The organism is Nocardioides agariphilus, assembly GCF_015352445.1.
GTDB lineage: Bacteria > Actinomycetota > Actinomycetes > Propionibacteriales > Nocardioidaceae > Nocardioides > Nocardioides agariphilus.
Genome location: NZ_JADKPO010000009.1, coordinates 105,295 through 129,320, shown reverse-complemented (window position 1 = coordinate 129,320; position 24,026 = coordinate 105,295). Strand labels below are relative to the sequence as shown.

Annotated in this window: 22 protein-coding genes and 1 pseudogene; 11 read left to right on the top strand and 12 right to left on the bottom strand. The window is 70.8% G+C overall.

What is annotated here, in order from left to right:
- Positions 1–137 precede the first annotated feature (137 nt).
- The 3 genes from ISU10_RS08790 (at position 138) to ISU10_RS24080 (ending at position 911) form a co-directional block, all read left to right on the top strand.
- Positions 138–383 carry a type II toxin-antitoxin system VapB family antitoxin gene (locus ISU10_RS08790; protein WP_194696001.1) on the top strand — a complete coding sequence of 82 codons (246 nt, stop codon included), beginning with the start codon at positions 138–140 and terminating at the stop codon, positions 381–383.
- The gene (locus ISU10_RS08785) at positions 311–763 is read left to right on the top strand and encodes a type II toxin-antitoxin system VapC family toxin (RefSeq protein ID WP_370865014.1); all 453 of its coding nucleotides are present in this window, start codon (positions 311–313) and stop codon (positions 761–763) included. The genes ISU10_RS08790 and ISU10_RS08785 overlap by 73 nt, the downstream gene beginning before the upstream one ends.
- An 85-nt stretch (positions 764–848) precedes the next feature.
- A complete protein-coding gene (locus ISU10_RS24080) occupies positions 849–911 on the top strand; it encodes a hypothetical protein (protein ID WP_370865021.1) in 63 nt (20 codons plus the stop codon).
- Here ISU10_RS24080 and ISU10_RS08780 read toward each other — a convergent pair.
- From ISU10_RS08780 to ISU10_RS08765, 4 genes are all read right to left on the bottom strand, one after another.
- A complete protein-coding gene (locus ISU10_RS08780; protein WP_370865013.1) occupies positions 893–2,419 on the bottom strand; it encodes an MFS transporter in 1,527 nt (508 codons plus the stop codon). The two genes, ISU10_RS24080 and ISU10_RS08780, sit on opposite strands and share 19 nt — an antisense overlap.
- A 3-nt stretch (positions 2,420–2,422) precedes the next feature.
- On the bottom strand, positions 2,423–3,874 hold the full coding sequence (locus tag ISU10_RS08775) for a DUF7059 domain-containing protein (RefSeq protein WP_194695999.1): 1,452 nt from the start codon (positions 3,872–3,874) through the stop codon (positions 2,423–2,425).
- A gap of 35 nt (positions 3,875–3,909) precedes the next feature.
- The gene (locus tag ISU10_RS08770; RefSeq protein ID WP_194695998.1) at positions 3,910–6,252 is read right to left on the bottom strand and encodes a sodium-translocating pyrophosphatase; all 2,343 of its coding nucleotides are present in this window, start codon (positions 6,250–6,252) and stop codon (positions 3,910–3,912) included.
- Between the two features lie 125 nt (positions 6,253–6,377).
- Positions 6,378–6,716, bottom strand: a complete 339-nt coding sequence (locus tag ISU10_RS08765; protein ID WP_194695997.1) for an STAS domain-containing protein — start codon at positions 6,714–6,716, stop codon at positions 6,378–6,380.
- A 204-nt stretch (positions 6,717–6,920) separates the two neighbouring features.
- Between ISU10_RS08765 and ISU10_RS08760 the strand changes: the two genes are divergently transcribed.
- Both ISU10_RS08760 and ISU10_RS22995 read left to right on the top strand, forming a co-directional pair.
- Positions 6,921–9,236: a DEAD/DEAH box helicase gene (locus tag ISU10_RS08760; RefSeq protein ID WP_194696039.1), complete on the top strand. Its 2,316-nt coding sequence runs from the start codon at positions 6,921–6,923 to the stop codon at positions 9,234–9,236.
- Position 9,237: 1 nt separating this feature from the next.
- Entirely contained in the window at positions 9,238–9,531 is a 294-nt protein-coding gene (locus tag ISU10_RS22995; RefSeq protein WP_228500277.1) for a hypothetical protein, read from the top strand.
- Between the two features lie 13 nt (positions 9,532–9,544).
- On the opposite strand, the pseudogene ISU10_RS22990 reads toward ISU10_RS22995, so the two are convergent.
- The 7 genes and pseudogenes from ISU10_RS22990 to ssd all read right to left on the bottom strand — a co-directional run.
- Positions 9,545–9,877, bottom strand: a pseudogene (locus ISU10_RS22990) (Rv3654c family TadE-like protein); the annotation flags it as partial.
- The gene (locus tag ISU10_RS08750; RefSeq protein ID WP_194695996.1) at positions 9,874–10,239 is read right to left on the bottom strand and encodes a TadE family protein; all 366 of its coding nucleotides are present in this window, start codon (positions 10,237–10,239) and stop codon (positions 9,874–9,876) included. The pseudogene ISU10_RS22990 and the gene ISU10_RS08750, both read right to left, overlap by 4 nt.
- Entirely contained in the window at positions 10,236–10,445 is a 210-nt protein-coding gene (locus tag ISU10_RS08745; RefSeq protein ID WP_194695995.1) for a DUF4244 domain-containing protein, read from the bottom strand. Before ISU10_RS08745 ends, ISU10_RS08750 begins: the two co-directional genes overlap by 4 nt.
- Positions 10,446–10,618: 173 nt before the next feature.
- Positions 10,619–11,185 carry a type II secretion system F family protein gene (locus ISU10_RS08740; protein WP_228500183.1) on the bottom strand — a complete coding sequence of 189 codons (567 nt, stop codon included), beginning with the start codon at positions 11,183–11,185 and terminating at the stop codon, positions 10,619–10,621.
- 140 nt (positions 11,186–11,325) lie between these two features.
- Positions 11,326–11,985 (bottom strand): type II secretion system F family protein, encoded by a 660-nt coding sequence (locus ISU10_RS08735; protein ID WP_194695994.1) that lies wholly within the window; start codon positions 11,983–11,985, stop codon positions 11,326–11,328.
- Positions 11,986–12,086: 101 nt separating this feature from the next.
- Positions 12,087–13,262, bottom strand: a complete 1,176-nt coding sequence (locus tag ISU10_RS08730) for a TadA family conjugal transfer-associated ATPase (RefSeq protein WP_194695993.1) — start codon at positions 13,260–13,262, stop codon at positions 12,087–12,089.
- Positions 13,259–14,305: a septum site-determining protein Ssd gene (ssd, locus tag ISU10_RS08725; RefSeq protein ID WP_194695992.1), complete on the bottom strand. Its 1,047-nt coding sequence runs from the start codon at positions 14,303–14,305 to the stop codon at positions 13,259–13,261. The genes ISU10_RS08730 and ssd overlap by 4 nt, the downstream gene beginning before the upstream one ends.
- 145 nt (positions 14,306–14,450) lie before the next feature.
- Between ssd and ISU10_RS08720 the strand changes: the two genes are divergently transcribed.
- Positions 14,451–15,257 carry an HAD family hydrolase gene (locus ISU10_RS08720; protein ID WP_194695991.1) on the top strand — a complete coding sequence of 269 codons (807 nt, stop codon included), beginning with the start codon at positions 14,451–14,453 and terminating at the stop codon, positions 15,255–15,257.
- A gap of 406 nt (positions 15,258–15,663) precedes the next feature.
- On the opposite strand, the gene ISU10_RS08715 is transcribed toward ISU10_RS08720, so the two are convergent.
- The gene (locus ISU10_RS08715; protein ID WP_194695990.1) at positions 15,664–16,371 is read right to left on the bottom strand and encodes a Fic family protein; all 708 of its coding nucleotides are present in this window, start codon (positions 16,369–16,371) and stop codon (positions 15,664–15,666) included.
- 74 nt (positions 16,372–16,445) lie between these two features.
- On the opposite strand from ISU10_RS08715, the gene ISU10_RS08710 reads away from it, so the two are divergent.
- From ISU10_RS08710 to ISU10_RS08690, 5 genes are all read left to right on the top strand, one after another.
- Positions 16,446–17,321 carry a class I SAM-dependent methyltransferase gene (locus ISU10_RS08710; protein WP_194695989.1) on the top strand — a complete coding sequence of 292 codons (876 nt, stop codon included), beginning with the start codon at positions 16,446–16,448 and terminating at the stop codon, positions 17,319–17,321.
- Between the two features lie 103 nt (positions 17,322–17,424).
- The gene (locus ISU10_RS08705) at positions 17,425–19,002 is read left to right on the top strand and encodes a PKD domain-containing protein (protein ID WP_194695988.1); all 1,578 of its coding nucleotides are present in this window, start codon (positions 17,425–17,427) and stop codon (positions 19,000–19,002) included.
- On the top strand, positions 18,999–20,558 hold the full coding sequence (locus tag ISU10_RS08700) for a PKD domain-containing protein (RefSeq protein WP_194695987.1): 1,560 nt from the start codon (positions 18,999–19,001) through the stop codon (positions 20,556–20,558). The genes ISU10_RS08705 and ISU10_RS08700 overlap by 4 nt, the downstream gene beginning before the upstream one ends.
- A gap of 24 nt (positions 20,559–20,582) precedes the next feature.
- Positions 20,583–22,445, top strand: coding sequence for a PKD domain-containing protein (locus tag ISU10_RS08695; RefSeq protein ID WP_194695986.1), 1,863 nt, complete (start codon positions 20,583–20,585; stop codon positions 22,443–22,445).
- The gene (locus ISU10_RS08690) at positions 22,442–24,007 is read left to right on the top strand and encodes a PKD domain-containing protein (RefSeq protein ID WP_194695985.1); all 1,566 of its coding nucleotides are present in this window, start codon (positions 22,442–22,444) and stop codon (positions 24,005–24,007) included. The genes ISU10_RS08695 and ISU10_RS08690 overlap by 4 nt, the downstream gene beginning before the upstream one ends.
- Positions 24,008–24,026: the final 19 nt, after the last annotated feature.

Here is a 24,026-nt window from a genome sequence, read left to right as displayed (position 1 = left end):
ACTTGTCGGGGGCGTCCGGCCGAACACGGTAGCGCCTGCCGCGCGTTCCGCTACCAACACTGGGCCCTGTGGATGATGCCCGAGGTCGTCCGGCGAAGCGCGCAAGAGCTTCTACCTTGACGGGTAGAATCGCGTTCGTGCCCACGCTCAACATCAAGGACCCCGAGGTCTACCGGCTAGCAGCTGAGCTGGCCGAGCGGCGGCACACGTCCATGACCGACGCTGTTCGGCAAGCCCTCGACGAGGCGATCACCAAGGCACGCGCTGATCGGGCCGCCTGGATGGACAGCGTCATGGAGTTGGCCGCGCAGTGGCGAGCAGCAGGTGGCACGGTGGTTCCCGACGAGGAGATGTACGACGAGAACGGCTTGCCGATGTGGTAGTCGACACCTCCGTGCTCGTCGCCATCGCCAGGGACGAACCCGAGGCACCAACGTTCAGAGCGCTGCTCCAGGGCTCAGACTATGCATCGATCTCGACGGCAACGCTCATGGAGACATCCTTGGTGCTTCGCGACGACGCCGGGCAACGCTTCCTCGACCGGGCAGCGATGGGCCTCGACATCATCGCGTTCGACGAACGACAGCTGGCCGTGGCCCGTGAGGCCCATCGTCGCTACGGCACAGGCTCACGGCACCGCGCCCGCCTCAACTACGGCGACTGCTTCTCCTACGCGCTCGCCATCACCACCGGCGAGCCGCTGCTGTTCAAGGGCGACCACTTCCGGCACACCGACGTCACCGCGGCCTACGTCCCCGACTGACCGAAGTCCGCAGATTCGACGCCGATCTCCATTCTTTCGTCACGTCGAGTGAGCCGACCGACGTCGTCGCCGAGTTCTGCTCCCGGTGGCCGACCGTGACGAGGAGCGCGTCGCCGAGCTGCTGTCGGGCTATCGGGCCCGGCCGTGAGCCGCTGTTCCGCCTTTCAGGGCCTCGAGCTCTGCCTCGGTCTGCGGTCCGGGCACCAGGTGCGTGGTCGCCCTCATCACGGGCACGGCGACGGCGACCACGGCCGCCAGTGCCGAGGTCACGACCAGGAGGAAGAAGCCGTGGGTGTAGCCCGACTCCACGGGGAAGCCGTCGGGTCGGTGACCGGCCGTGATGACGGTGGCCAGCACGGCACCGCCGATCGCACCACCGACCGTGCGGATGTTGGCGTTCATACCGCTGGCTACTCCCGTCTGGGTCTGGGGGACGGCATCGACGATCAGGTTGGACATGGCGGCGAAGGCCAGCCCGAACGCCAGCCCCAGCACGGTGGACTCGACCAGCAGCTGCCACACGTGGTCGTGCGCCACGACGATCCCCACCGTCCCCAGGGAGGTCAAGGCGGCGCCGGCGACCAGCATCGCCTTCGACCCGTATCTCACTGCCAAGCGACCCGAGGCGAGGCCGGCCACGAAGGTCGCCACGGTCTGCGGCAGCAGCATCAGCCCGGACTGGGTCACCGACGCGCCGAAGCCGTAGCCCGTGACGTCGGCGGGCGTCTGGAGGAACTGCGGCAAGAAGGCGAACATCGAGTACATCCCCATCCCGAACAGCAGGGACACCAGGTTCACCGTCCAGACGGTGGGGATTCGCATCATCGTCATGTCGATCAGCGGGCTGTCGCTGCGGGCCTCGGCCCACACCCAGACCGGCAGCACCACGGCCGCCAGCACGAACAGCCCGACCACCTCGGGAGAGGCCCAGCCCCAGCTGTGTCCCTGGCTGACCGCGAGCAGCAGCGCGACCAGCCACGTCGACATCAGCAGTGCGGTGCCGAGGTTGATGCGGCCCGGCGCGCGCTCGGGCGACTCGGGCACGAAGAAGTGGGCGGCCAGCGCGGCCAGCAGCGTGAGGACCATCGGCAGCCAGAACAGCCAGTGGTAGCTGAGCGCGTCGACGATCGGACCGGCCACGACGAGCCCGATCCCGCCACCCACGGCCAGCAATGCGGCCGAGGTGCCCAACGCGCCGGGAACCTTGTCGCGCGGGAACTCGTCGCGGATGATCCCGAAGGTCAGCGGCAGCACGCCGCCGCCGATCCCCTGGATCGCGCGGGCCACGATCAGCACACCGATGCTCGGGGCGATCGCGGCGAGGAAGGAGCCCACCGCCAGCGAGCCGAGGGCGAAGACCAGCATCCGCTCCTTGCCGATCTTGTCGCCGACCCGGCCCACGATCGGCGTGCACACCGACGCCGACAGCAGGTAGGCCGTCAGCACCCAGGTCACCGTGGCCTGGTCGGTGCCGAGCCCGCGCTCGATCGTGGCCAGCACCGGCGTGACCATGGACTGGAGGAGCGAGAAGGAGCCGACACCCACGCACAGGACCACGAAGGTCAGGCGGTAGTCGGTGCGTCGGTCCGTGGCTCTCATCACCGAGCCCAGCAGCGCCGGTGGCCAGGGCATTCCCCCGGATGGGCCGGCGTCCACACCTCAGACGGTCAAGAAGCCCTCGACGACAAGTCCGCCGACGACGGGGAGGTACGTCGCACGCAACTGCCCGGGGTCCTGCTCGGTCAGCGTCGCCACCGCGTCGAGGATCTGGCCCACTGACAGGTCGCCGTCGCAGGCACCGACCAGCGCCGCCTCGACGGTGTCGACCTGCCGGGCGCGGCACAGGCCGCGCTGCTGCCGCAGCACGATCGTCTCGGGGTCCTCGGACCCGGGCTCGCCGGTCGTCTCCTGGACCACGTCGACGCGGACCCGGAGGCGATCGCCCTCGCCGACCAGTCGGGTGACAGCATGCGCCCAGTCACGGACGGCAGGAGCCACGGGTTGCTCGACGGCGTAGGGCCAGTCCAGGTAGTCGCTGGCGTGGACGGCCTTGTGGACGTTGATCCAGCCGAAGCCGATGCCCTGGACGCCTTGGTCCTCGAACCAGCCGAGCCACGCGTCGTACCGCTCCAGGTAGTCGGGTGCGCCGTGCAGCCCTTCGTCCTTGAGCCACAGCTCGACGTAGGCCGCCGGGTCGACGACCTCGCGCTGGACGACGAACGCCGAGCAGCCATCGGGCACCCACGCCGCGATCCGCTCGTCCCACGGCAGGTCGCGATGGATGGCCCAGTTGGCGAGTACCTGCAGCCAGCCGCCGTCGGTGAGGTGGCCCGGGCCGTTGCGCACGATGTGGGAGACGACGTCATCGCCGGGGAGACCGGAGTCGCGGTAGACCAGGCGCCGGCCGCTCGCGGGCGAGATGACGAACGGCGGATTCGTCGCGATCAGGTCGAAGGTCTCCTCGCGCACCGGCGCGAAGAAGTAGCCGGTGCGCGGCTCGATGGTGCTCAGCTCGTTGAGAGCGGCGTTGAAGCCGGCCATCCAGACGGCCCGCTCGTTGATGTCGGTGGCGACCACGTGGTCGCTGTGACGGGCCAGGTGCAGCGCCTGGACCCCGCACCCGGTGCCGAGGTCGAGGCTGCGGCCCACCGGATCGCGGATGGTCAGCTGCGCCAGCGACGTCGCGGCCGGGCTGATGCCGAGCACGTGGTAGTCGGCGACGCGGGTCATCGGCCCGTCGAGCCCCGGCGTCAGGTCGCTGACCACCCAGAGGTCCTGGTCGCCCTGGTGGTCGCTGGCGGAGTAGGGACGGACGTCGAGCAGTGCACGGACCTCGCCCCCCGACGTACGCAGGAAGTGGCCGTGCTCCAGCTCGGCCCGGAGCCCGGGCAGCGCCCGGTCGGCGTGCTCGACGGGGACGGCGGTCTGGAGGAGGAACAGCCGGGTCAGCGTGGCCAGCGGCGAGCCGTCGAGAGTCCGGCGCAGGCCCGGCGTCGTCTCGTTGCGGCCGAGTGCCTCGTGGGCGTGGGTGCCCAGGAGGCCGGCGACGGCGTCGTGGGTGAAGCCCGCCCCCTGCAGGGCCGCGCGAAGCCGAAGGGGCAGGTCCGACATCTCGGACCTGCCCCCTCGCACGGATCTGTTGCCGATCAGGCCGTCGGCAACGTCTCGGTCGGCGTCGGGTCGCTCACCGGTGCCGGCGGGGCAGGAGTGCTCCCGCCGTCGGTCAGCACCGTGGAGCGCTGCTTGCTGATGTAGATCGCTGCCGCGATGACGGCGACGGCCGCAAGCGCGATGACGATCCGTAGGGCGTCGTTCTGGTCCTGGCCGACGCTCATGGAGACCACGGCGCTGGCGATCAGCAGCGAGACCAGGTTCATCACCTTGATCAGCGGGTTGATGGCCGGGCCGGCGGTGTCCTTGAAGGGGTCGCCCACCGTGTCGCCGATGATGGTCGCCTCGTGGGCCAGCGAGCCCTTGCCGCCGTGGTTGCCGTCCTCGACGAGCTTCTTGGCGTTGTCCCACGCGCCGCCCGAGTTGGCCAGGAAGACCGCCATCAGCGTGCCGGCGCCGATGGCACCGGCCAAGAAGCCGGCCAGCGATGCGACGCCGAGACCGAAGCCGACGGCCACCGGTGCGAGCACCGCGAGGATGCCCGGCGTGACGAGCTCACGAAGGGAGTCCTTGGTCACGATGTCGACGACCTTGCCGTACTCCGGACGGCCGGTGCCCTCCATGATCCCGGGGATCTCGCGGAACTGGCGGCGCACCTCGAAGACCACCGCTCCGGCCGCGCGGCCGACTGCGTTGATCGCCAGGCCTGAGAACAGGAACACGACCGAGGCACCCAGCAGGATGCCGACCAGGACGCCCGGGTTGAACACCAGGAAGCTGAGCGAGGACAGCTCCTCGTCCGAGGGCCGCGCGTCAGCCAGGGCCTCGGCCACCGACGTCGAGTAGGAGCCGAACAGCGCGGTGGCTGCCAGCACGGCGGTCGCGATGGCGATGCCCTTGGTGATGGCCTTGGTGGTGTTGCCGACGGCGTCGAGCTCGGTGAGGATCTGGGCACCCTCGGGGCTCACGTCTCCGGACATCTCCGCGACGCCCTGGGCGTTGTCGGAGACCGGGCCGAAGGTGTCCATGGCCACGATCACGCCGACCGTGGTCAGCAGGCCACAGCCGGCCAGCGCCACCGCGAACAGCGACACGGTGACGGTCGCGCCGCCGAGCAGGAAGGCGATGAAGACCGCGCCGCCGATGACCAGAGTCGTGTAGACGGCCGACTCGAAGCCGACGGCGAGACCGGACAAGATGACGGTCGCGGGACCGGTCAGCGAGGTCTTGCCGACGTCCTTGACGGGCTTGAACTCGGTGCCGGTGTAGTAGCCGGTGAGCGCCAGGATGCCGGCCGCCATCACGATGCCGATGACCACGGCAGCGGATGCGATCACCCGGGGGTCGCCATCTGCGCCACCCATGTCGAGGCCCTGGACGTTGACGAAGTCGGCGAAGCTCGACGGCAGGTAGATGAACGACAGGATCGTGCTCGCCACCGCGGCGATGGCCGCGGAGAGGTAGAACGCGCGGTTGATCGTGGTCAGGCCGTTCTCGCCGGCGCGCGGTCGCATCAGGTAGACACCCGCGACGGCGGTCAGCGCACCGATCGCCGGGATCAGCAGGGGGTAGACCAGGCCCTTGTCGCCGAAGGCCTGCGAGCCGAGGATCAGCGCGGCGACCAGCGTGACGGCGTAGGACTCGAAGAGGTCGGCGGCCATGCCGGCGCAGTCGCCCACGTTGTCGCCGACGTTGTCGGCGATCGTGGCGGCGTTGCGCGGGTCGTCCTCGGGGATGCCTTGCTCGACCTTGCCGACCAGGTCGGCGCCGACGTCGGCAGCCTTGGTGAAGATGCCGCCGCCGACTCGCATGAACATCGCGAGCAGCGCCGCGCCGAAGCCGAAGCCCTCGAGCACGTGGGGCGCCTGGTCCTTGAACAGCAGCACCACGACGCTGGCCCCCAGGAGGCCGAGGCCGACGGTGAGCATGCCGACGGTGGCGCCGGTGCGGAAGCCGACGTTCATCGCGGGGTCGCGGCCCTCGGTGTTGGCGGCCGCTGCGACGCGGAGGTTGGCCTTCACCGCCAGCGACATGCCGAAGTACCCGACGGCGGCCGAGAAGCCGGCACCCACCAGGAAGAAGATGGAACGGCCGATCCGGACCCCCCAGTCGTCGGCCGGCAGCGCCAGCAGGACGAAGAAGGCGATGGCGGCGAAGACCGCCAGCGTGCGGAACTGCCGCTGGAGGTAGGCGTTGGCGCCCTCCTGGATCGCGTGGGCGATGTTCTTCATGTTGTCGGTGCCCTCGCCGGCGGACAGCACCTCACGCCTGAACATCACGGCCATCCCGAGCGCGGCAAGCGCGATCAGGGCGACGACGACGACCAGGGTGAGATTGCCACCGGAGAGCTCTACGACGGCCGGAGCAATCCCGGTCATGTATGTCCTCCTGGGAGTTTCAAGACTTGAACTCGCGGGAGTCTACGGTGCTGGCACCGTTTCTTGGCACTCAGGTGTGGCGAGTGCCACTGCGCTCAGGAGGCACCCGGGCGTTCATGGGGCGCTCAACGTGACGCGAGCGCTGCCTCGGCGGTCTCGTGGATCACGAAGACCTTGGCCAGGCCGGTGATGCGGAAGATCTTGAGCAGGCGGTCCTGGTTGCACACCAGGTCGAGGGAGCCCTCGTGGGCGCGAACCTTCTTCAGCCCCCCGACCAGGACGCCGAGGCCGGTGGAGTCGAGGAACTCGACGTTCTGCATGTCGACGATGATGTCGTAGGAGCCGGCGGCCACGAGCTCGGTGAACTTGTCGCGCAGTCGGGGCGCTGTGTAGACGTCGATCTCACCGCCGACGGCGACGACGGTGGTGCCGTCGGCCTCGCGGGTCGAAAGAGTCAGGTCCACGTCGTCTCCACTGCCCTCGTGTGTGCCCTACGGTTGCAGGTCCAGCAGGTCAGGCACGCCTGAGCACGCCCGTGTCTCCATCAAACCATGCAACAGCGTTCTTCGTGGCAATAGTAGGCAGGAGCCGCGAGCCGTCCCCTCGTCGGTGTCCGTGGCAGTTGGGACAATCGGACCGTGCCCACCGAGACCCTCTCCGCCGCCTCCATGCGCGAGGTTCTCGAGCGACTCGCCGCCGCACCCGGACGCGAGGAGCGGCTGACCCACCTCGAGGTGCTGCCCGCTCGCGAGGCCGTCACCGCACAGTGGCCGATCTGGGTGCCCGACGACGTCCGCGAGGCCTTCGTCGCCCGCGGGCTGCTGGTCCCGTGGCGGCACCAGGTCGAGGCCGCCGAGGCGGCTCACTCAGGGCGGCATGTGGTGATGGCCACCGGCACCGCGTCCGGCAAGTCGCTCGGCTACCAGCTCCCCACCCTCTCCGCGATCCGGACCACCCGCGGCCCCCGCCAGCAACGCGGAGCCACGACGCTCTACCTCAGTCCCACCAAGGCGCTGGCCCAAGACCAGCTCGCCGGACTGGAGTCGCTGGGGCTCGACATACGCTTCTCGACCCACGACGGCGACAGCCCCCGCGACCAGCGCGAGTGGACCCGCGAGCACGCCGAATACGTGCTGACCAACCCCGACATGCTGCACCGCTCCCTGCTGCCTGCCCACCATCGTTGGGCGAGGTACCTCGGGTCGCTGAGCTACGTCGTGGTCGACGAGTGCCACCACTACCGCGGGGTCTTCGGCGCCCATGTGGCCCACGTGCTGCGACGGCTGCGACGGGTGTGCGCGGCCTACGGAGCGCACCCGACGTTCGTGCTCGCCTCCGCGACCGTTGCCGAGCCGGAGGTCCACGCCCACCGTCTGACCGGTCTCGAGGTGGAGTCGGTCGTCGATGACGCGTCCCCTCGTGGCCAGGTGGCCGTCGCGCTCTGGGAGCCTCCCTTCACCTCGGCGTCCGGCGAGAACGGCGCCCCCGTGCGCCGCGCCGCCTCATCGGAGGCGGCCGACCTGCTGGCCGACCTCGTCGCCGAGGGGGTCCGCACCCTCGCCTTCGTCAGATCGCGCCGTGGCGCCGAGCAGGTCGCCATCACCGCCGCCGAGCTGCTCGCCGAGGTCGATCCGCTGCTCGCCGAGCAGGTGGCGGCCTACCGCGGCGGGTACCTCCCCGAGGAGCGGCGCGCCATCGAGCGAGCGCTCAGGTCCGGTCGGCTCACCGGCCTCGCCGCGACCAACGCCCTCGAGCTCGGCATCGACATCAGCGGTCTCGACGCCGTGGTGATGGCCGGCTTCCCCGGCACGAGGGCGGCGATGTGGCAGCAGATCGGCCGGGCCGGGCGCGGCCACGGCGATGCGCTCGGTCTCTTGGTCGCGCGCGACGACCCCCTCGACACCTACCTGGTCACGCACCCGGAATCGCTGTTCGGCAAGCCGGTCGAGGCCACCGTGATCGACCCGGCCAACGAGCACGTGCTGGCTCCGCACCTGTGCGCCGCTGCCCAGGAGATCCCGCTGACCGAGGCTGACCTCGAGCTGTTCGGACCAACCGCCCACGATCTCCTCGGCAGGCTCGTGACGGAGGGCAGACTCCGACGCCGCCCGCTCGGGTGGTTCTGGACCGACCGCCACCGAGCAGCCGACCTCACCGACATCCGGTCCTCGGGCGGCCAGGCCGTGGCCCTGGTGGAGGCCGAGACCGGACGTGTGATCGGCCACGTCGACCGGTCGAGCGCCCACGCATCGGCACATCCGGGTGCTGTCTACATGCACCGCGGTGATACCTGGCTGGTCGAGTCGCTCGACCTCGACGACCACGTCGCCGTCATCAGCCGTCCCGCACCCGAGTGGTCCACGACCGCTCGCGAGCTCACCGACATCCGACTGGTCGGCGAGCGCGAGGGACATGACTGGGGCGGGTGCCGGCTCAGCCTCGGCACCGTCGAGGTCTCCCGCCAGGTGGTCGCCTTCCTCAAGCGGCGCCAGCCCGGAGGAGAGGTCATCGGCGAGGAGCCCCTCGACCTTCCCGTCCGCACGTTGCGCACCACCGCGGTGTGGTGGTCGGTGCCCGACCACGTGCTGCTCGAAGCAGGGCTCGCTGGCACCGACCTGGCTGGTGCTGCCCACGCGGCCGAGCACTGCTCGATCGGGCTGCTCCCCCTCTTCGCGACCTGCGACCGATGGGACATCGGCGGCGTCTCGACCGTGATGCACGCCGACACCGGCCGCCTGACCGTCTTCGTCTACGACGGTCATCCGGGCGGTGCAGGGTTCGCCGAGCGCGGCTACCACGCCGCCCGCGAGTGGCTCACCGCCACTCGCGACAGCATCGCGTCCTGCTCGTGCGAGCAAGGCTGCCCCTCGTGCATCCAGTCGCCCAAGTGCGGCAACCAGAACCACCCCCTCGACAAGGTCGGCGCGGTCGCCCTGCTCGACGCGCTGCTACAGCAACCTGGCCCATCCGCAGTACTGTCCTGACATGTTCGTCGCCGGTCTCCTCCTGGTTCTCTTGGGCGCTCTCGGCATCTTGGGCGCGCTCTTCGGCAGCGACGGGAGCGCGGAGCTCCTCGGCATGGACCTCAGTGCCTTCTGGATCTTCATCGTCGGCCTGGCCAGCGGCGTGGCGATCCTCTGGGGCTACTCCATCGCCAAGTTCGGGGTGCGGCGCGGGATCCAGCACCGTCGCGAGAGCAAGCAGCTGCAGGAGCTCTCGGAGAAGCTCGACAAGGTCGACGAGGACAAGCGGCGCGAGGTCGACGACGACCGGATCTGACCGGACCCGCACGGGCAGTGCCGACGAGACGGCCGCGCTGACCTAGCCACGACGGCCCCTCGACCGAGGCGGTGACCGTCACCGTGGCCTCCTCGACGGCGCACTCGTCCAGCGTGGCGCCGTTGGCCGCGGCCACCGCCCCGGCCCGGTGGCAGGCGTCCTCGCCCCGCTCGCTGGCGGCGGCTCCGGCGAGAGCCGCGAGGTCGGCCGCCGCCTGGGCCTGCCGGTGGGCCACGAACATGCCTGCCATCACCGCGAGGGCACCGGTCACCAGCATCAAGACGCCCGTCATGACCAGGGCGAGGAGCGCGGCAGCGCCGCGCTCCTCGCTTGTTCTCCGGCTCACGGTGGGTCCTCCTGGGCCGCCACGGCCGAGGCAGTCAGACGAACCGACGGCAGCACCTCCAACACACCGCCCACGCCATCAACCTCAACCGTGCCCACCACGGTGATGTGCCGCCCTTCGGTGGTCAGCTCGAGCTCGGCCCCGTGGGGCGCGATCTGTTGTCCGCGGGCCGTTGCAGCAGCCGCATCGTCACCTCGCGCCACGGCTCGGGCCACCTCGCGGGTGGCATCGACCATGCGCACCTGAGCGGCTCCCAGGCTCAGGAGCCAGACCAGGCCGAGAGTGATGACGAGCAACAACGGCAGGGCCATCGCCAGCTCGGCAGTCACTGCCCCGCGCTGCCGCCGAAGGGAGTCGGTCATCCGATGCCCAGCAGCGACAGGACGAACTCGAAGAACATCTTGAGCAGCTTCTCGCCGAAGCCGCTCGTCAGCAACTTGTAGAGCACACCGGCGAGGCCTGCGCCGGCCGCGGTGCCCACGGCGTATTCGGCGGTGGTGATGCCGCGCTCGTCGGCAGATCCGATGATGCGGGCGGCACCGCGAACCTCACGTCGGCTGAACGTCATGCGGATGACTCCTCTCTTCGAGACGCCCGATGCGCCTCGACTCCGTCAAGGATGGGTCGGCCCGAGGACGACTCGACGCAGATGGTTCGGCGCTGTGGACGCAGGCGTCGGGACGGATGAATGTGGACGCCGAGCGGGCTCGCGAACCCACCCGGTCACCTGGCGCGAGCCGGTCACCGGACGAGATCTCCCACCAGGCCGGCGACCACAGGAACGATGCCCAGCAGCAGGAAGGCCGGGAGCAGGCACACTCCCAGCGGTACCGCGGCCTGGACACCGACTCGCCGCGCCGCGTCCTCGACCTCGGCCCGCGCAAGTGCTGCCAGCTCGAGGCCCAGGCGCTCGAGGGCCTCGGCCACCGGCTCGCCGGTGCGGACCGAACGCGCAAGCGTGCGGCCCAAGGGGGCAAGAGCGGGATCGGCCTCGAGGGTTCGCCAGACCTCCACGGGGTCGACGCCGATGGCGATGCGGGCAGGGAGCGAGCCCAGTGCATCGGCTGCCGGACCGGGCAGCGCGACGCACACCAGGTGGAGAGCGGTGGCAGGTGGCAGCCCTCCGCGTACGGCGGAGGCGAGCAGCCCGACCAGGTGTGGCAGCTCTGCGCGCACCCGGAGCCTGCGCCGCCGCATCGCGGGCGGCTCGGCCCGGCGCAGGATCGTCCAGACCGCGCCGGCGGCGACGAGGCCGGCCAGTGGGCCAGCCCATCCGCCGACGAATGCCCAGCCCCCGACACCTGCCATTGCCGCCCAGAGCCAATGGAGCCGTCCAGCGTGAGTACGGGCGGCGGGCGCAGACGCGGGCGAGGTCCGGAGGGGGCGTGGCCCGACGGGCAGCACCAGCCAAGCCGCCATGCCCGCAGCTACAGCGATGACGAGGGACGTCACTGGTGCACTCCAGCGGCGATCCGCTCGATCCAAGCCAGCCCCACCACGACCAGGCCGAGCCCGGCAGCCAGGCACGCGACGCCGGGCAGGGTGGTCAGAAGGAAGCCGACGGGGTCGCCGCCCGACCCCGAGCCGATCATCCAGGCCGCCACCGGAAGGCCGGCGACCAGCCGTGCCGTGGCGCGGGCCGACGCCAGCTCGCCGCGCACCACCCGCTCGGTGGCGAGAGTGTCACGAAGGGTGGCCGCCACTCGCGCGAGTGCATCGGCCAGACCGAGCCCGGTGCGGTGCGAGACCCGCCATGCGGCAGCCACCAGCCGCAGGTCCGAGGCGCCCGGCATGGCGGCGGCTCGCTGAAAGGCAGCGGGTACGTCGCCTCCGTAGGCGGCCACCTGCGCTACCGGAGCCAGAGCGGTCCAGTCGGCGGCTGCCGCTGCCAGTGCCGACACCGGCGGTTGGCCGGCTGCCAGCTCGGAGGCGAGCAGCTCACAGCACTCGAGCACGCGGCCGCGCGATCGGGCCGCCTCCCGGGCGCGGGCCCGCATCTGCCAGAGCCGGTGACCGGCCCACGAGGTGGCGGCCAGCACCACAGCGAGGGCGGACGGGACCGGTGCGCCCGCGGCGAGGACGACGACCGTCACCACCAATGCGGCCAAGGCGCCAAGCCCGGCGAAACGCCGACCTCGAGGGGCTGCCCGGGGCCCGGGGCGAGGCCGCATCGCTGCCCACATAGCAGCGGCCGCGAGAACGGGAGCGATCATCCGTCGTCCAGCAGCTGCGCGAGGCGCTCCGCGCCCGGACCCTGTCGGGTGGCCCCGGCCTCGTCGAAGCTCACCGCGGGTGACATGGCCACCAGACCATCGCCGCCGCGGACCGGGACTGCGACCTCGCGCAGGCGGCGTCGACCACCGCGGTCGATGCCGAGATGCACCACCACGTCGACGGCCGCCGCGAACTGGCTGTGTGCGGCCTCCCGGCCCAGTCCCGCTGCCAGGGCCAGGGCCTCGATGCGAGCCGGGACGTCGAGCGCGGAGTTGGCGTGGATCGTGCCGCAGCCGCCCTCGTGTCCGGTGTTGAGGGCGGCGAGCAGATCGACGACCTCGGCGCCGCGGACCTCGCCGACCACCAGGCGGTCGGGCCGCATCCGCAACGCTTGCCGTACCAGTGTGCGAACGGTGATCTCGCCGGCACCCTCGAGGTTGGGCGGACGTGCCTCCAGCCAGACACAGTGCGCGTGGTCGGGCCGCAGCTCGTGGGAGTCCTCGACGAGCACGATGCGCTCAGCGGGGTCTGCCAGGGACAGCAGCGCCCCCAGCAGAGTGGTCTTGCCAGAGCCGGTGCCACCGCTCACCACGAACGCCGCACGTCGTGCGACGAGTGCGCGCACCAGACGCTCGGCCGCAGGGGTGAGCATCCCGGCTCGGACGAGCTCGGACACCGAGAAGCCACGCGCGCGCGGCACCCGGAGCGAGATCAAGGTCCCGGGGCGCGCGATCGGAGCCAGCAGCGCGTGACAACGCGTGCCGTCTGCCAGGCGGACATCGACGAACGGGCTGGCGTCGTCGAGTCGCCTGCCACCCACGGCTGCCAGGCGCTGCGCGAGACGGCGTACGGAGGCTTCGTCGGGGAAACCCACACCTGCTGGGCGGAGCCCCTCACCGGTGTCGACGAAGACTCCGTCGGCGCCGTTGACCACGACGTCGGTGACACCAGGCAGGCGGAGCAGCGGCTCGAGCGGTCCGGCACCGAGGACATCGCGGCGCAGCTCCTCGTGGACAGCCAGCACCATCTCGCCGCCGATGGGTCGGCCGGAGGCGCGCAGCGCCTCGGCGACCCGGTGTGCCGATAGCTCGCCGGGATGGTCGGCCAGTCGGTCGCGTACTTCGGCGACCGCGGTGGCCAGGCCGGACTCATCGTCGCCGAGCTCGCTCATGCCGCCCGGCGGACCGGCGCCAGCCCGGCCAGCAACCCGAGAGCCGTGCGCCCCAACGGTCCCCGAGCCGAACGGACGGGACCCAGACCGAGGTCGAGCACCTCCCCCAGTCCACGCTGGTCGGGCATCCGCGCCGCCACGGGGATGCCCGTCAGCCGAGTGACCGCATGCGCGTCGACGTCGTCGCCCCGCAGCACCAGCCGCAAGGGCCGTGGGTCGCGGAAGCGCGCGCACAGCCGGGCGGCCGAAGCGAGGCCGGCCACGGTGGGCACCGTCAGCACGAACACGCGGTCGCAGCGCGCGACCAGCTCCTCCACCACGGCGTCGACGGTTCGCGGGAGGTCGATCACCACGGTGTCGTGGCCGCGCTGGGCCGCCGCGACCGCGTTGCGCACGGCGAAGGCTTGGAGGGTGCCTTGGGGTCCCGGCACCCAGGTCAGGACCCCGAGTCCGTCGCGACTCGGCAGCGCTTCACGCAGGGACCGGCCGCTGAACCGCCCCGTTGTCTGGCACAGCGCGTCCCAGCGGATGCCCTCGTGGTCATCGAGCCCCAGCACCCGGTCGGCCCCCGGTCCGAGCGGGTCGGCGTCGATCACGACAGCACTGCCCGAGCGGGCGGCCATCTGACCCAGCGCCGCGGCGAACGTCGAGGCGCCTGACCCGCCCGAACCCCCGATCACGCCGACCGTCACCGAACCCTGCGGCGCGCCGTCGCTGACGTCGGCCATCAGCTCGGCCACCCAGCCGGAGGACTGCGGGAGCTCGGCGACGTTCTCGGCGCCGATGGCGAGCGCCGTGCGGAAGACGTCGCCGGGCACGCCCCCGCAGCCCACGACGTGGACACCCCCGCGCCGAGGTGGCCGGACCCGGCTCAGGGGCTTGGCCAGGTCGGTGCCGACGAAGACGAGCGGGGCCAGCCCCCAGGCGCTGAGCGCCGACGCCTCATCGCGCGCCAGGGCCGGCGTCACTCCCGCAGCGGCCGCCAGCCGCTGGAGCTCGTCGAGCAGGGTCGGGTCGTCGGTCACGAAGAGCGGGGCATCCATGACCAGAAGACTTCCGCGCGATACGGGGCCGTTCACCCGCGCGACCTCGCAGCTGTGGACAGCGCAGTCCCGGATGGAAGCTGTGGACGACAAGCGGGCCCCCGAGGTCCCCGGGGCGAGGATGGCGGCGACCTACCATGACGGCATGCCCGAGCGAGGAGGAGGCCGCCCTACCGCAGCCTTCTTCGACCTCGACAAGACCATCATCGCCAGGTCGAGCTCGCACGCGTTCAGCAAGCCGTTCCAAGCGGGGGGACTCATCTCCCGGCGCGCGATGCTGCGATCGGCGTACTCGCAGTTCGTCTATCTCGTCGGCGGTGCCGACCACGACCAGATGGAGAAGATGCGTCAGTTCATGTCGCAGCTCGTGGCCGGGTGGGACGTGGCCAACGTCCGCGAGATCGTGGCGGAGACCCTGCACCACATCGTCGACCCGATCGTGTACGACGAGGCCGTGTCCCTGATGGAGGAGCACCGTGCGCTGGGTCGCGACGTGATCGTGGTCTCGGCCAGCGGCGCGGAGGTCGTCGGCCCGATCGGGGCCATGCTCGGCGCCGACGACGTCATCGCGACCCAGCTCGAGATCGTCGACGGGAAGTACACCGGAACCATCGAGTACTACGCCTACGCCGAGGAGAAGGCCCGCGCGATCCGCGCCCTTGCCGACGAGCGCGGCTACGACCTCGAGCGCAGCTTCGCCTACAGCGACTCGGTCACCGATGTGCCGATGCTGGAGGCCGTTGGCCACCCGCATGCGGTCAACCCCGACAAGGAGCTGCGCCGCATCGCTGCCGACCGCGGCTGGCCGATCCTCGTGTTCACCCGCCCGGTAGCCCTCCGCAGCCGTCTGCCACCGGCGCGCTCGGCTCTGGCAGCGCTCGCCCTGGGAAGTGTCGGCGCCATGGGCTGGGTGCTGTGGTCCAGCCTCCGGCGGCGTCGTCTCACTGCCTGACCCGGACTTGCCCCGCCCGACGAGCGTGTGACCTGCGGGTTCCCCGTGCCCCACCAAACACCGGGAAAGTCAAGGCTTGAAGCCCCTGTGGGACCGGCGTAGAACGGAGTCACCAACTCCATAGACCCGCACGCGAACCGGGTACCCACGCGGCGAACTACCCTTCCTACAGGGCGCGAGCCACCGGGATCCTCCCGAGGCAGCAGTTGAGGTGTTGCACGCCTGGTAGCCATCGGTTTCGCGTGTCAGCAGCGGCATTCGCCTTCGATGAGGACGAGTGCCGCTGCATTTCTGATGGGCGAGCGGAGCTCGCCTGCTGGTGCGCTATGACCCTGCTCCTTCCTCCTCACTGCGCTCGCAGAGCTCGCTCCGTTCGTCGCGCAGGAGCAGGGACGCGCGCCAGCGCCTACCGCGCGACCAAGGGGCTCGCCTCGGCGCCCTTGACCGCGGCCTCGGCTGCGTACCTCAGCCAGGCGTGTACGCCGGCGGGGCCCCCGTCGCGGTAGGCCCGCAGGTTCGACTCGTACGCCGCCCGAAGTGCGAGGTGCCCAGCCTCTGGCACCAGCACCGAACGCTCGTCGACACCGCGAGAGACCCAGACCAGGCGCTCGGCAGCCCGGGCCACGATCCCGTTGTGGGAGGGGAAGGGCGCGACGGTGGCGAGGTCCGCGTGCACGACGGCGGCCACGAGGAGAGCCGGAGCTGAGGTCTCGCCGGACAGCAGGCGCCCGAGGGCTTGCACACGCCCGAGCGAGTCCGCATCGCGTGGCCGCCCGGAGTCCTCGGACCCCGACGCGAGGGCGTGCAACCGGGCCAGCGCCTGCAGGGGCGACGTACGCAGCGTGGGCACCAACGAGAGCAGGTGCACCGACACCCGCACGGCGTCGGCCGCGACCTCGTCACCGGCACCGATGCGTACGTCGTCCAGGGACGACGTCGACCCCTCCAGCACCGCGGAGGCATGGGCACCCACCAGCAGCGACTCGGCGGTCTGCTCCGAGGAGGTACGCCGAAGTCCCCGGTCGCGCAGCAGCGCGTCGATCCCGTCGCGCGCAGCCGTGAACGCCGATGGCACGCCCTCGAGCCGCATCAGCGGCGCCAGCGGATCCGTCACGCGCACAGTCTCCCTGTTGGGTCGTGTGCCTCAGGACCCGGTTCTCCGGGCGCCCGCCGGTAAGGTCGCCCCTGATGAGTCACGAGGTGAGTCACGAGGTGAGTCCCGAGGTGGGTACCGGGGAGCAGCCGGATTGGGCGCACTCCTTCGGAGGCGTGGTCGATGCCTACGACCGGGCCCGCCCGACGTACCCGCGTGAGGCCGTCGAGTGGCTGGTCGGGCAGCAGGCAGCGACCGTACTCGAGCTCGGTGCCGGCACCGGCAAGCTCACCGCACTGCTGGCCGAGCTCGGCCACGACGTCCTGGCCACCGACCCCGACCAGACGATGTTGGAGCGGCTGACCCGCAACCTGCCGGAGGTCCGGACGATCGTCGCGTCTGCCGAGGACCTGCCCGTGGGAGCGCAGGCCTACGACGTCGTGGTGGCGGCACAGGCCTTCCACTGGTTCGACCTCGACCGCGCACTTCCCGAGATCGCGCGCGTGCTGAAGCCCGGCGGTCATCTGGCCCTGGTGTGGAACACGCGCGACGAGTCGATCCCGTGGGTGCGGCGCCTCGGCCGGATCATCGGTACCCAGGAGCAGCTCGACGAGCCGGCCGCCGTGCTGGCCGACAGCGCGCTGTTCGGGGATGTCGATCAGGCCACCTTCAGCCACTGGCAGCAGATCGATCGCAAGAGCATCCAGGACCTCGTCTTGTCACGCTCCAACGTGGCTGTCCTCGACGAGGAGGGGCGCGCCGCCAAGCTCGCCGAGGTACTTGCGTTCTACGACGACTTCGGGCGCGGCATGGACGGCATGCAGCTGCCCTATGTCACCCGCTGCTTCCGCGTCCCTGTCGCCCCCCGGGACGAGCCCACGGGTGACTCCGATGTCTCCGATCAGGAGGCCAACGGGTCCGGACCCTCCGACGGCACCGACACCGACATGCTGCTCATCGACTTCCGCTGACCCGACTAGACCGCCGCCCGGGGTTGTGGCGGCGGCCCGGAAGCCGGGGTTTGCTGACCCCGGGTGCCGACCAGCCGTTCGTGGCACCCATGAGGGGGTCCCGATGGCCAGACGTTCGCGGTTCCAGTCCCTGCTCGGCTTGGTTGTCGCGACGGCTGCGATCAGCTGCTCGATGGCCTCGGCTCCGGCACAGGCTTCGCCGACCTGGCTTGCTGCCAAGACCGTGTCTGGCCCCGACTTCATGGCGACACTCGGGGCCAAGGTGGTTGTCGACCGCTTCGGCAACGCCACGGCCGTCTGGCTGCGCTCCGCGAGCGGTGTCGGGCTGCTGGAAGCGGCCCACCGTCCGGCCGGCGGCACCTGGAGCGAGCCTCAGACCGTCTCCGACCTCGACCACTACGCCCAGGGCGCCGATGTCGTGGTCGACGACAAGGGCACGGTGACGGCGGTCTGGTGGGCCAGCGCGCCGGGCGAACACGACCAGATCGAGTCGGCGCGACGCAAGCTCGGCGGCAGCTGGAGCAGCCCCACCCTCGTCGGGCTGTCCGACCTCGGGGCTCCACGCGTCGCGGTCGACCACAGTGGGCAGGTGACCGCGGTCTGGCTTCAGCTGCGTTCGGGCAAGTACGCCGTCAGCACCAGCACCCTGGCACCGGGTGGCTACTGGTCCCTGGCCAAGACACTGTCGAACCTCGCCTACGGAAGCGTGTCGCCTGCGGTCGCCGCCGACAGGAAGTCGGGAATGACCGTCGCGACGTGGATGAGCAACGACGGCGTCCACTCCGTCATCTGGGCCAGCCGGCGTCCGTCCGGAGGCACCTGGTCGACGCCGCAGCAGGTCTCGGAGTCGGGCCAAGACGCCAACAACAACCCGCAGGTCACCGTCGACAACCTGGGCAACGCGACCATTGTCTTCGGCCGATACGACTCGGGGTCCCACGACACGTATGTGTCGAGCTCGACACCCACCGGCGCGTGGAGCACACCCGAACCCCTGTCCGACCCGGCCAACTTCGTGACCGTCCAGGTGGTCACCACCACGGCGAAGGGCCAGACCGTCGCGGCCTGGACCGAGTACCGCGGCGGGTTCTTCGTGGTGCGCGCGTCAGTCCGCTCGCAGGGCGGCTGGTCCGCTGCGGTGTCGTTGTCCGATGAGGCCTACAACGCCGCCAGCATCGCGACCGGCGTAGCACCCGACGGCTCGACATACGTCATGTGGCACCTGGTGCCGACCTACACGCTCCAGATCGTGCGGCGGACGGCGGGCGGGGCGTGGTCCAGCACGAAGGACCTGGGCTCGGACAGCCTGCCCTCGCTCGATCCGGTGCACTCGATCGGCGTCGACGCGGGCGGCAACGCGGTCGTCGCGTACGAGGAGACCTCCACCCAGGCGCGGCGCGTGAGGGTTCGCGCCCTCGACCGCGCAGGCCCAGTGGTCTCGAGCCTGACGGTGCCGGGCTCGGCTCTGCCCAGGTCCTCGGCCCGGTTCTCGGTCAAGGCGAAGGACACCTGGTCGAAGATCGCGTCGTACCAGTGGAGGTTCGGCGACGGCACCAAGGCGAAGGGGCGGACGACGAGCCACGCCTACGCAAGGCCCGGCACCTATCGCGTGAAGCTGACGATCAGGGACGCGGTCGGCAACGTCACGACGCGTTCGAAGATCGTGAGGGTTGGCCGATGACCCCCGGGACCCGCCGTACGTCGCTGCTCGTCGTCGCCCTCCTGGGTGCTGGTCTTCTCGCGGTGCCCGCCCAAGCAGCTCCCACGTGGATCAAGCCGCCGACGCCTGTCTCCGATCCCGCCCTCGACAGCACCTGGCAACAGGTCGACATGAACGCGCGCGGCGACACCATGGCGGTCTGGAGCACCAACACCGACGGCTACGCCCAGGCCGTCTGGCGGCCGGCTGGCCGGCCATGGGGCGAAGCCGTGACCGTCAGCGATCCCAGGCACTTCACGCAGGAGGCCTACGTCGCGGTCGACGACAAGGGCAGGTCGACGATGATCTGGCGCGACACCGAGTCGTTCTCGGGCGTGATCACGGCCAGGACCCGGTCGGCGGCAGGTACCTGGGACACCGCGACCCCACTGTCTGACGAGAGCGCCTTCCACGCCCGGATCGCCGAGGAGGCCGGCAACACGGCCGTGACCTGGTACGAGTCAGTGCCGGCGACCTCGGACTACCTGATCCGAGTCGCCTATCGCAGGCCGGGCAGGCAGTGGAACACCAAGACGATCGCGCCCGCCGCCGAGCAGTTCGATCCCGAGGTCGCGATGGGTGCCGGGCTGGTCGCCGTCGTGTGGCGCGACCGCACCAGCGGCGACAGCGTGCTCACCGCATCGGTACGCTCGAAGACCGGAGCGTGGAGTGATCCTGCGCCGCTGTCGGGAGCGGGGGACGCTCAGGACGCCTCCGTGGTGATCGATCGTCAGGGCAGGGTCACCGCGATCTGGCGGCTGTTCGACGGCGTGTCCAACGCCGTCATCCAGACGCGCACCCGCAACGTCGCCGGCACCTGGGGTCCGGTGAAGGACGTGTCGGCCACGAATGGGCAGCGAGCACTTCCCGACGTTGCGGTCGACACTGCCGGGACGCTGACCGCCGTATGGGTGGAACAGGCAGACCCCACCAACATCGTGATGGCCTCGGTGCGCCGACTCGGGGAGTCCTGGAGCGAGCCCAAGGCACTGTCCGACCCGGAGCAGGACGCATGGAACCCTGCCGTCGCAGCTGGGCCGGCTGGCCGCACGGTCATCACCTGGTCCCTCGTCTCCCCTACCGAGACGCGAGACACGGTGTGGGCCACGACGAGCAAGGGTGCGCACACCTTCAAGGCAGCTACCCGGATCGCGCCCCTGGCCGAGGAGAACGCCACCCAGCCGCGCGTTGCCGTAGACGGCGACGGGGACGCCGTCGTGGTGAGCAGACGATGGGACGCAAGCCACTACGTCATCCACGCATCGCCGCTGGACGCAGCGCCGCCGTCCATCTCGCAGTTCTCGGTGCCGGCGAGAGGAACGGTCGGCACGCGACTGAGGTTCTCGGCCACGATCGTCGACACCTGGTCGAAGGTCGTCTCCGTGGTGTGGTCCTTCGGCGACGGAGGTACGGCCCAGGGGCGGAAGGTACGCCACACCTTCAGGGCGCCCGGCCGATACACGGTCAAGCTGATCACCACCGATAGCGTCGGCAACACCAGAGCCCGCAAGAAGGTGGTCGTCATTGTCCGGCACTAGCTCGCTGCCTGGGTATCTGGTCCGATGAAGCGACGCAGGTGGGTCCTGGCCCTGCCCGTCGCGCTGGTCGCCGCGCTGGCGACCGTCACGACGGCGCCGGTCGCCGCGGCGCCGACGTGGGTGGCGGCCACGACGATCTCCGGTGACGACGCGGCGGCCGCCAAGCCCGCGGTGGTCGCGACCGACGGTGCCGGAAACACCACGGCCGTCTGGGAGACCGAGCTCGGCGGCATCCTCAGGATCCGCGCCGCAACGCACGCGGCCGGGGGCGCCTGGAGCGACCCCGTCACGATCTCGAGCCTGGACACCGACTCGTCCGCGCCATCGGTGGACGTCGACGCCGCTGGCGTGGTGACCGCGGTCTGGCTGGTCAACGAGAGCGCCATCTACTCGATCGCCTCGGCCACCCGCTCCACCAACGGCACCTGGAGCTCGCCTATCCCGCTCGGCGCCGCAACCTCGGGAAGCGAGCCCAAGGTGGCGGTCTCGGACGCGGGCCACGCCACTGCGGTGTGGAGCCGCGACACCGGGACCTACGACGAGATCCGGGCCGCCCAGCGCACGTCGGCTGGTGTCTGGGGCGCTGCCCAGAGCCTGTCGGAGTCGGGCCGCGACGCACTGCACCCCGATGTCGACGTCCACCGTGCGAGCGGTCAGGCAACCGTGGTCTGGGACCGCTCCGACGGCACCCACACGGTGATCCAGATGAGCTTCCGAGGTCCGGGCAACGCCAGTTGGAGCGACCCACTCGACATGTCCAACGACCAGCAGAGCGCGACCGACGCCCACGTCGCCATCGCCGACGTCGGCCAGACCACGATCGCCTGGACCCGTTTCGACGGGGCCAAGAGTCGCGTCCAGGCCATGTGGAACTTCTCCGACGGCATCTGGGGAGGCGCGACGACTCTGTCGGGCGCGGACCAGGACGCCTTCGACGTGCGGGTCGCCGTCGACGGCCTCGGCGAGGCCACCGTCGTGTGGCGGCGCTACAACGGCTCGGTCTACATCGTGCAGGCCTCCTCGCACCTCCTCGAAGGCCCGTGGAGCGCGGTGTCGCCGCTGTCCGACCCTGCTCACACCGCGATGTACCCCAACGTCGCCGCCGGCTCGGGCGAGGGCGCCGTGGCCAGCTGGTACAGCCAGCCGACAGCGAGCTGGGAGACCAGGGCGTCTCGCCGCAGCGGGGGCTCGTGGGGCAGCGCCCAGCTGCTGGGCGGCGACGTCGACCCGTTCCACGTGCCGGGGATCGGGGTCACCGCCCAAGGCGATGCCCTGGTGACCTGGGCGGAGCCCGGCGGCGGTCCGGTGCGCGTGCGGGCTCGCGCGCTCGACGTGGCGGGTCCGGCACTGCAGGCGTTCCTCGCACCCACGACCGGCACCGCCCTCAGGACGACCTCGTTCTCGGCATCCGCGATCGACACGTGGTCGTCGGTCGCGTCCTACGACTGGACGTTCGGCGACGGCGAGATCGCGACCGGACCCAGCGTGACCCACAAGTACGCCAAGTCCGGCATCTACCACCCCACGCTCATCGTCACCGACACGCTGGGCAACACCACCACCCGCCGGGTGATCCTCAAGGTTGCGGCCCGGCCCGTCATCAAGGTGCTGCGGCTGGCCAAGGGCACCATCCACGTGGGCGGACGGACGACGCTGACGGTCAAGCTCAATTGCGCGGCCACCTTGAAGCTGGTGTTCAAGGGGAAGACCCGCGGTGTCACGGCGGTCCGGACGAAGAAGCTGCCGCGGGGCACCTCGACGCTGACCATCACCACCTTCGTGGGCGGCAAGAAGCTCAAGCCCGACACGTACGTGATCAGCGCCACCGCCAACGACAACACCGGCACCAGCGCACCCAAGCGCGTCACCCTGAAGGTGGTCCGATGAACCGCACGCTGCGTCGTACGACCCTGCTCACCGCACTCCTGCTGCTGCTGGCGATGCTCGCCCCAGCACCGGGCTTCGCCAAGCCCGTATGGCGGCCCGCGCTCGGCGTGGGTCCTGCCTACGCGAGCGCCTACGTCGGCACCGTCGACGTCGACAGCTCGGGCAACGCCGTGGCGCTGTTCCCGGCGGGAGAGACCGCGCAGCGCATGCAGGCAAGCTTCCGCCGTGCGGGTGGTCACTGGAGCACCCCGTCACCGATCTCGCTCGAGGGCGCCAACGCACCACACGTGGTGATGGACGACAAGGGCCGGGTGACGGCTATCTGGATGCGGCCCAACGGCGGGATCCAGCAGGACGTCGAGGTCGCGACGAAGACCCGCTCGGGCGACTGGACCACTCCGGTGCCGCTCTCGTCCGGCAGTCCCCTGATGGCGGAGCCCAACCTCGTGCTCGCACCCGGCGGCACCGTGGTGGCCGCGTGGACCCGGTTCGACTCGGGCGCCTGGCACACCACCACTGCCGTCCGTCCTCCTGGCGGCACGTTCGGCCCGGCGACCAACCTGTCCGACGGCTCGGAGTCGGCGCCGGGCTTCGTCGACCTGGCCGTGGACTCCCACGGCAACGTCACCGCGGTGTGGTCGCGCGACATCGGTCCCTACAACGTGATCGAGAGCAGGACCCGGTCAACGGCAGGGGTCTGGAGCTCGCTCGACACGCTCTCGGTGCTGGGCCAGGATGCCTACGCCGCCTCGGTCGCCTCACTCCCCGGCGGCACCACGACCGCGGTCTGGGCGCGCTTCGACGGCACCCACTACGTCGCCCAGGCCTCGACCCGCAACGGTCCCGGCGGCGAGTGGACCATCCCGAAGAACCTCTCCACGGCGGTCGACGTCGACTCGACCGACGTGGCGGGCGGCCACGGCCGCACCGTTGCCGTCTGGGCAGGCACACCCGATGGGAGTCCCCACGTGGTGCAGTCGGCCACCCGGGCCCCCAACGGCACCTGGTCGACGGCAGTGCCGATCTCCAACCCGGTCCAAAACGCCCTGAACCCCAGCGTCGTGACGGACCCCAACGGCAACGCCACCGCTGTGTGGAAACGGTTCAACGGCTCGGTCGACGTGGCGCAGGGCGCGGTGCAGCCCGCGGGCGGCGCGTTCAAGCCGGCTGTCAACCTGTCGGCGGCCGACCGCAACGCCTACCCGCCCTTCGTCGCCGTCGACGCCGCCGGAGACGCGGTCGCGTTCTGGGTCGACGCCGGAGACGTCTCGCTCCAAGCGCGTAGCGCGGCCTTCGACCGAGCGGGACCGGCGATCTCCGTGCTGAAGGTGCCTCGGACCACCAAGCGCGGCGCACGCACCACGTTCTCAGTGACGGCGAAGGACACCTGGTCACGGATCCGGTCCTACGAGTGGAGGTTCGGAGACGGCTCCCACGCTTCGGGCCGGCAGGTCAGGCATACCTACGCCAGGGCCGGCAGCTTCCGGGTCACGCTGGTCATCACCGACAAGGTCGGCAACAAGACCACCCGCATCCGGACGGTGAGGGTCACCAGGCGTTGACGTCGCGGAAGTGCGTCGC

Coding starts and splice junctions, on each gene's coding strand:
- ISU10_RS08775 (WP_194695999.1), bottom strand. CDS start 3,874: ATGTCGGACCTGCCCCTTCGGCTTCGCGCGGCCCTGCAGGGGGCGGGC.
- ISU10_RS08770 (WP_194695998.1), bottom strand. CDS start 6,252: ATGACCGGGATTGCTCCGGCCGTCGTAGAGCTCTCCGGTGGCAATCTC.
- ISU10_RS08760 (WP_194696039.1), top strand. CDS start 6,921: ATGCGCGAGGTTCTCGAGCGACTCGCCGCCGCACCCGGACGCGAGGAG.
- ISU10_RS22995 (WP_228500277.1), top strand. CDS start 9,238: ATGTTCGTCGCCGGTCTCCTCCTGGTTCTCTTGGGCGCTCTCGGCATC.
- ISU10_RS08750 (WP_194695996.1), bottom strand. CDS start 10,239: ATGACCGACTCCCTTCGGCGGCAGCGCGGGGCAGTGACTGCCGAGCTG.
- ISU10_RS08745 (WP_194695995.1), bottom strand. CDS start 10,445: ATGACGTTCAGCCGACGTGAGGTTCGCGGTGCCGCCCGCATCATCGGA.
- ISU10_RS08740 (WP_228500183.1), bottom strand. CDS start 11,185: ATGGCAGGTGTCGGGGGCTGGGCATTCGTCGGCGGATGGGCTGGCCCA.
- ISU10_RS08730 (WP_194695993.1), bottom strand. CDS start 13,262: ATGAGCGAGCTCGGCGACGATGAGTCCGGCCTGGCCACCGCGGTCGCC.
- ssd (WP_194695992.1), bottom strand. CDS start 14,305: ATGGATGCCCCGCTCTTCGTGACCGACGACCCGACCCTGCTCGACGAG.
- ISU10_RS08720 (WP_194695991.1), top strand. CDS start 14,451: ATGCCCGAGCGAGGAGGAGGCCGCCCTACCGCAGCCTTCTTCGACCTC.
- ISU10_RS08710 (WP_194695989.1), top strand. CDS start 16,446: ATGAGTCACGAGGTGAGTCACGAGGTGAGTCCCGAGGTGGGTACCGGG.
- ISU10_RS08705 (WP_194695988.1), top strand. CDS start 17,425: ATGGCCAGACGTTCGCGGTTCCAGTCCCTGCTCGGCTTGGTTGTCGCG.
- ISU10_RS08700 (WP_194695987.1), top strand. CDS start 18,999: ATGACCCCCGGGACCCGCCGTACGTCGCTGCTCGTCGTCGCCCTCCTG.
- ISU10_RS08695 (WP_194695986.1), top strand. CDS start 20,583: ATGAAGCGACGCAGGTGGGTCCTGGCCCTGCCCGTCGCGCTGGTCGCC.
- ISU10_RS08690 (WP_194695985.1), top strand. CDS start 22,442: ATGAACCGCACGCTGCGTCGTACGACCCTGCTCACCGCACTCCTGCTG.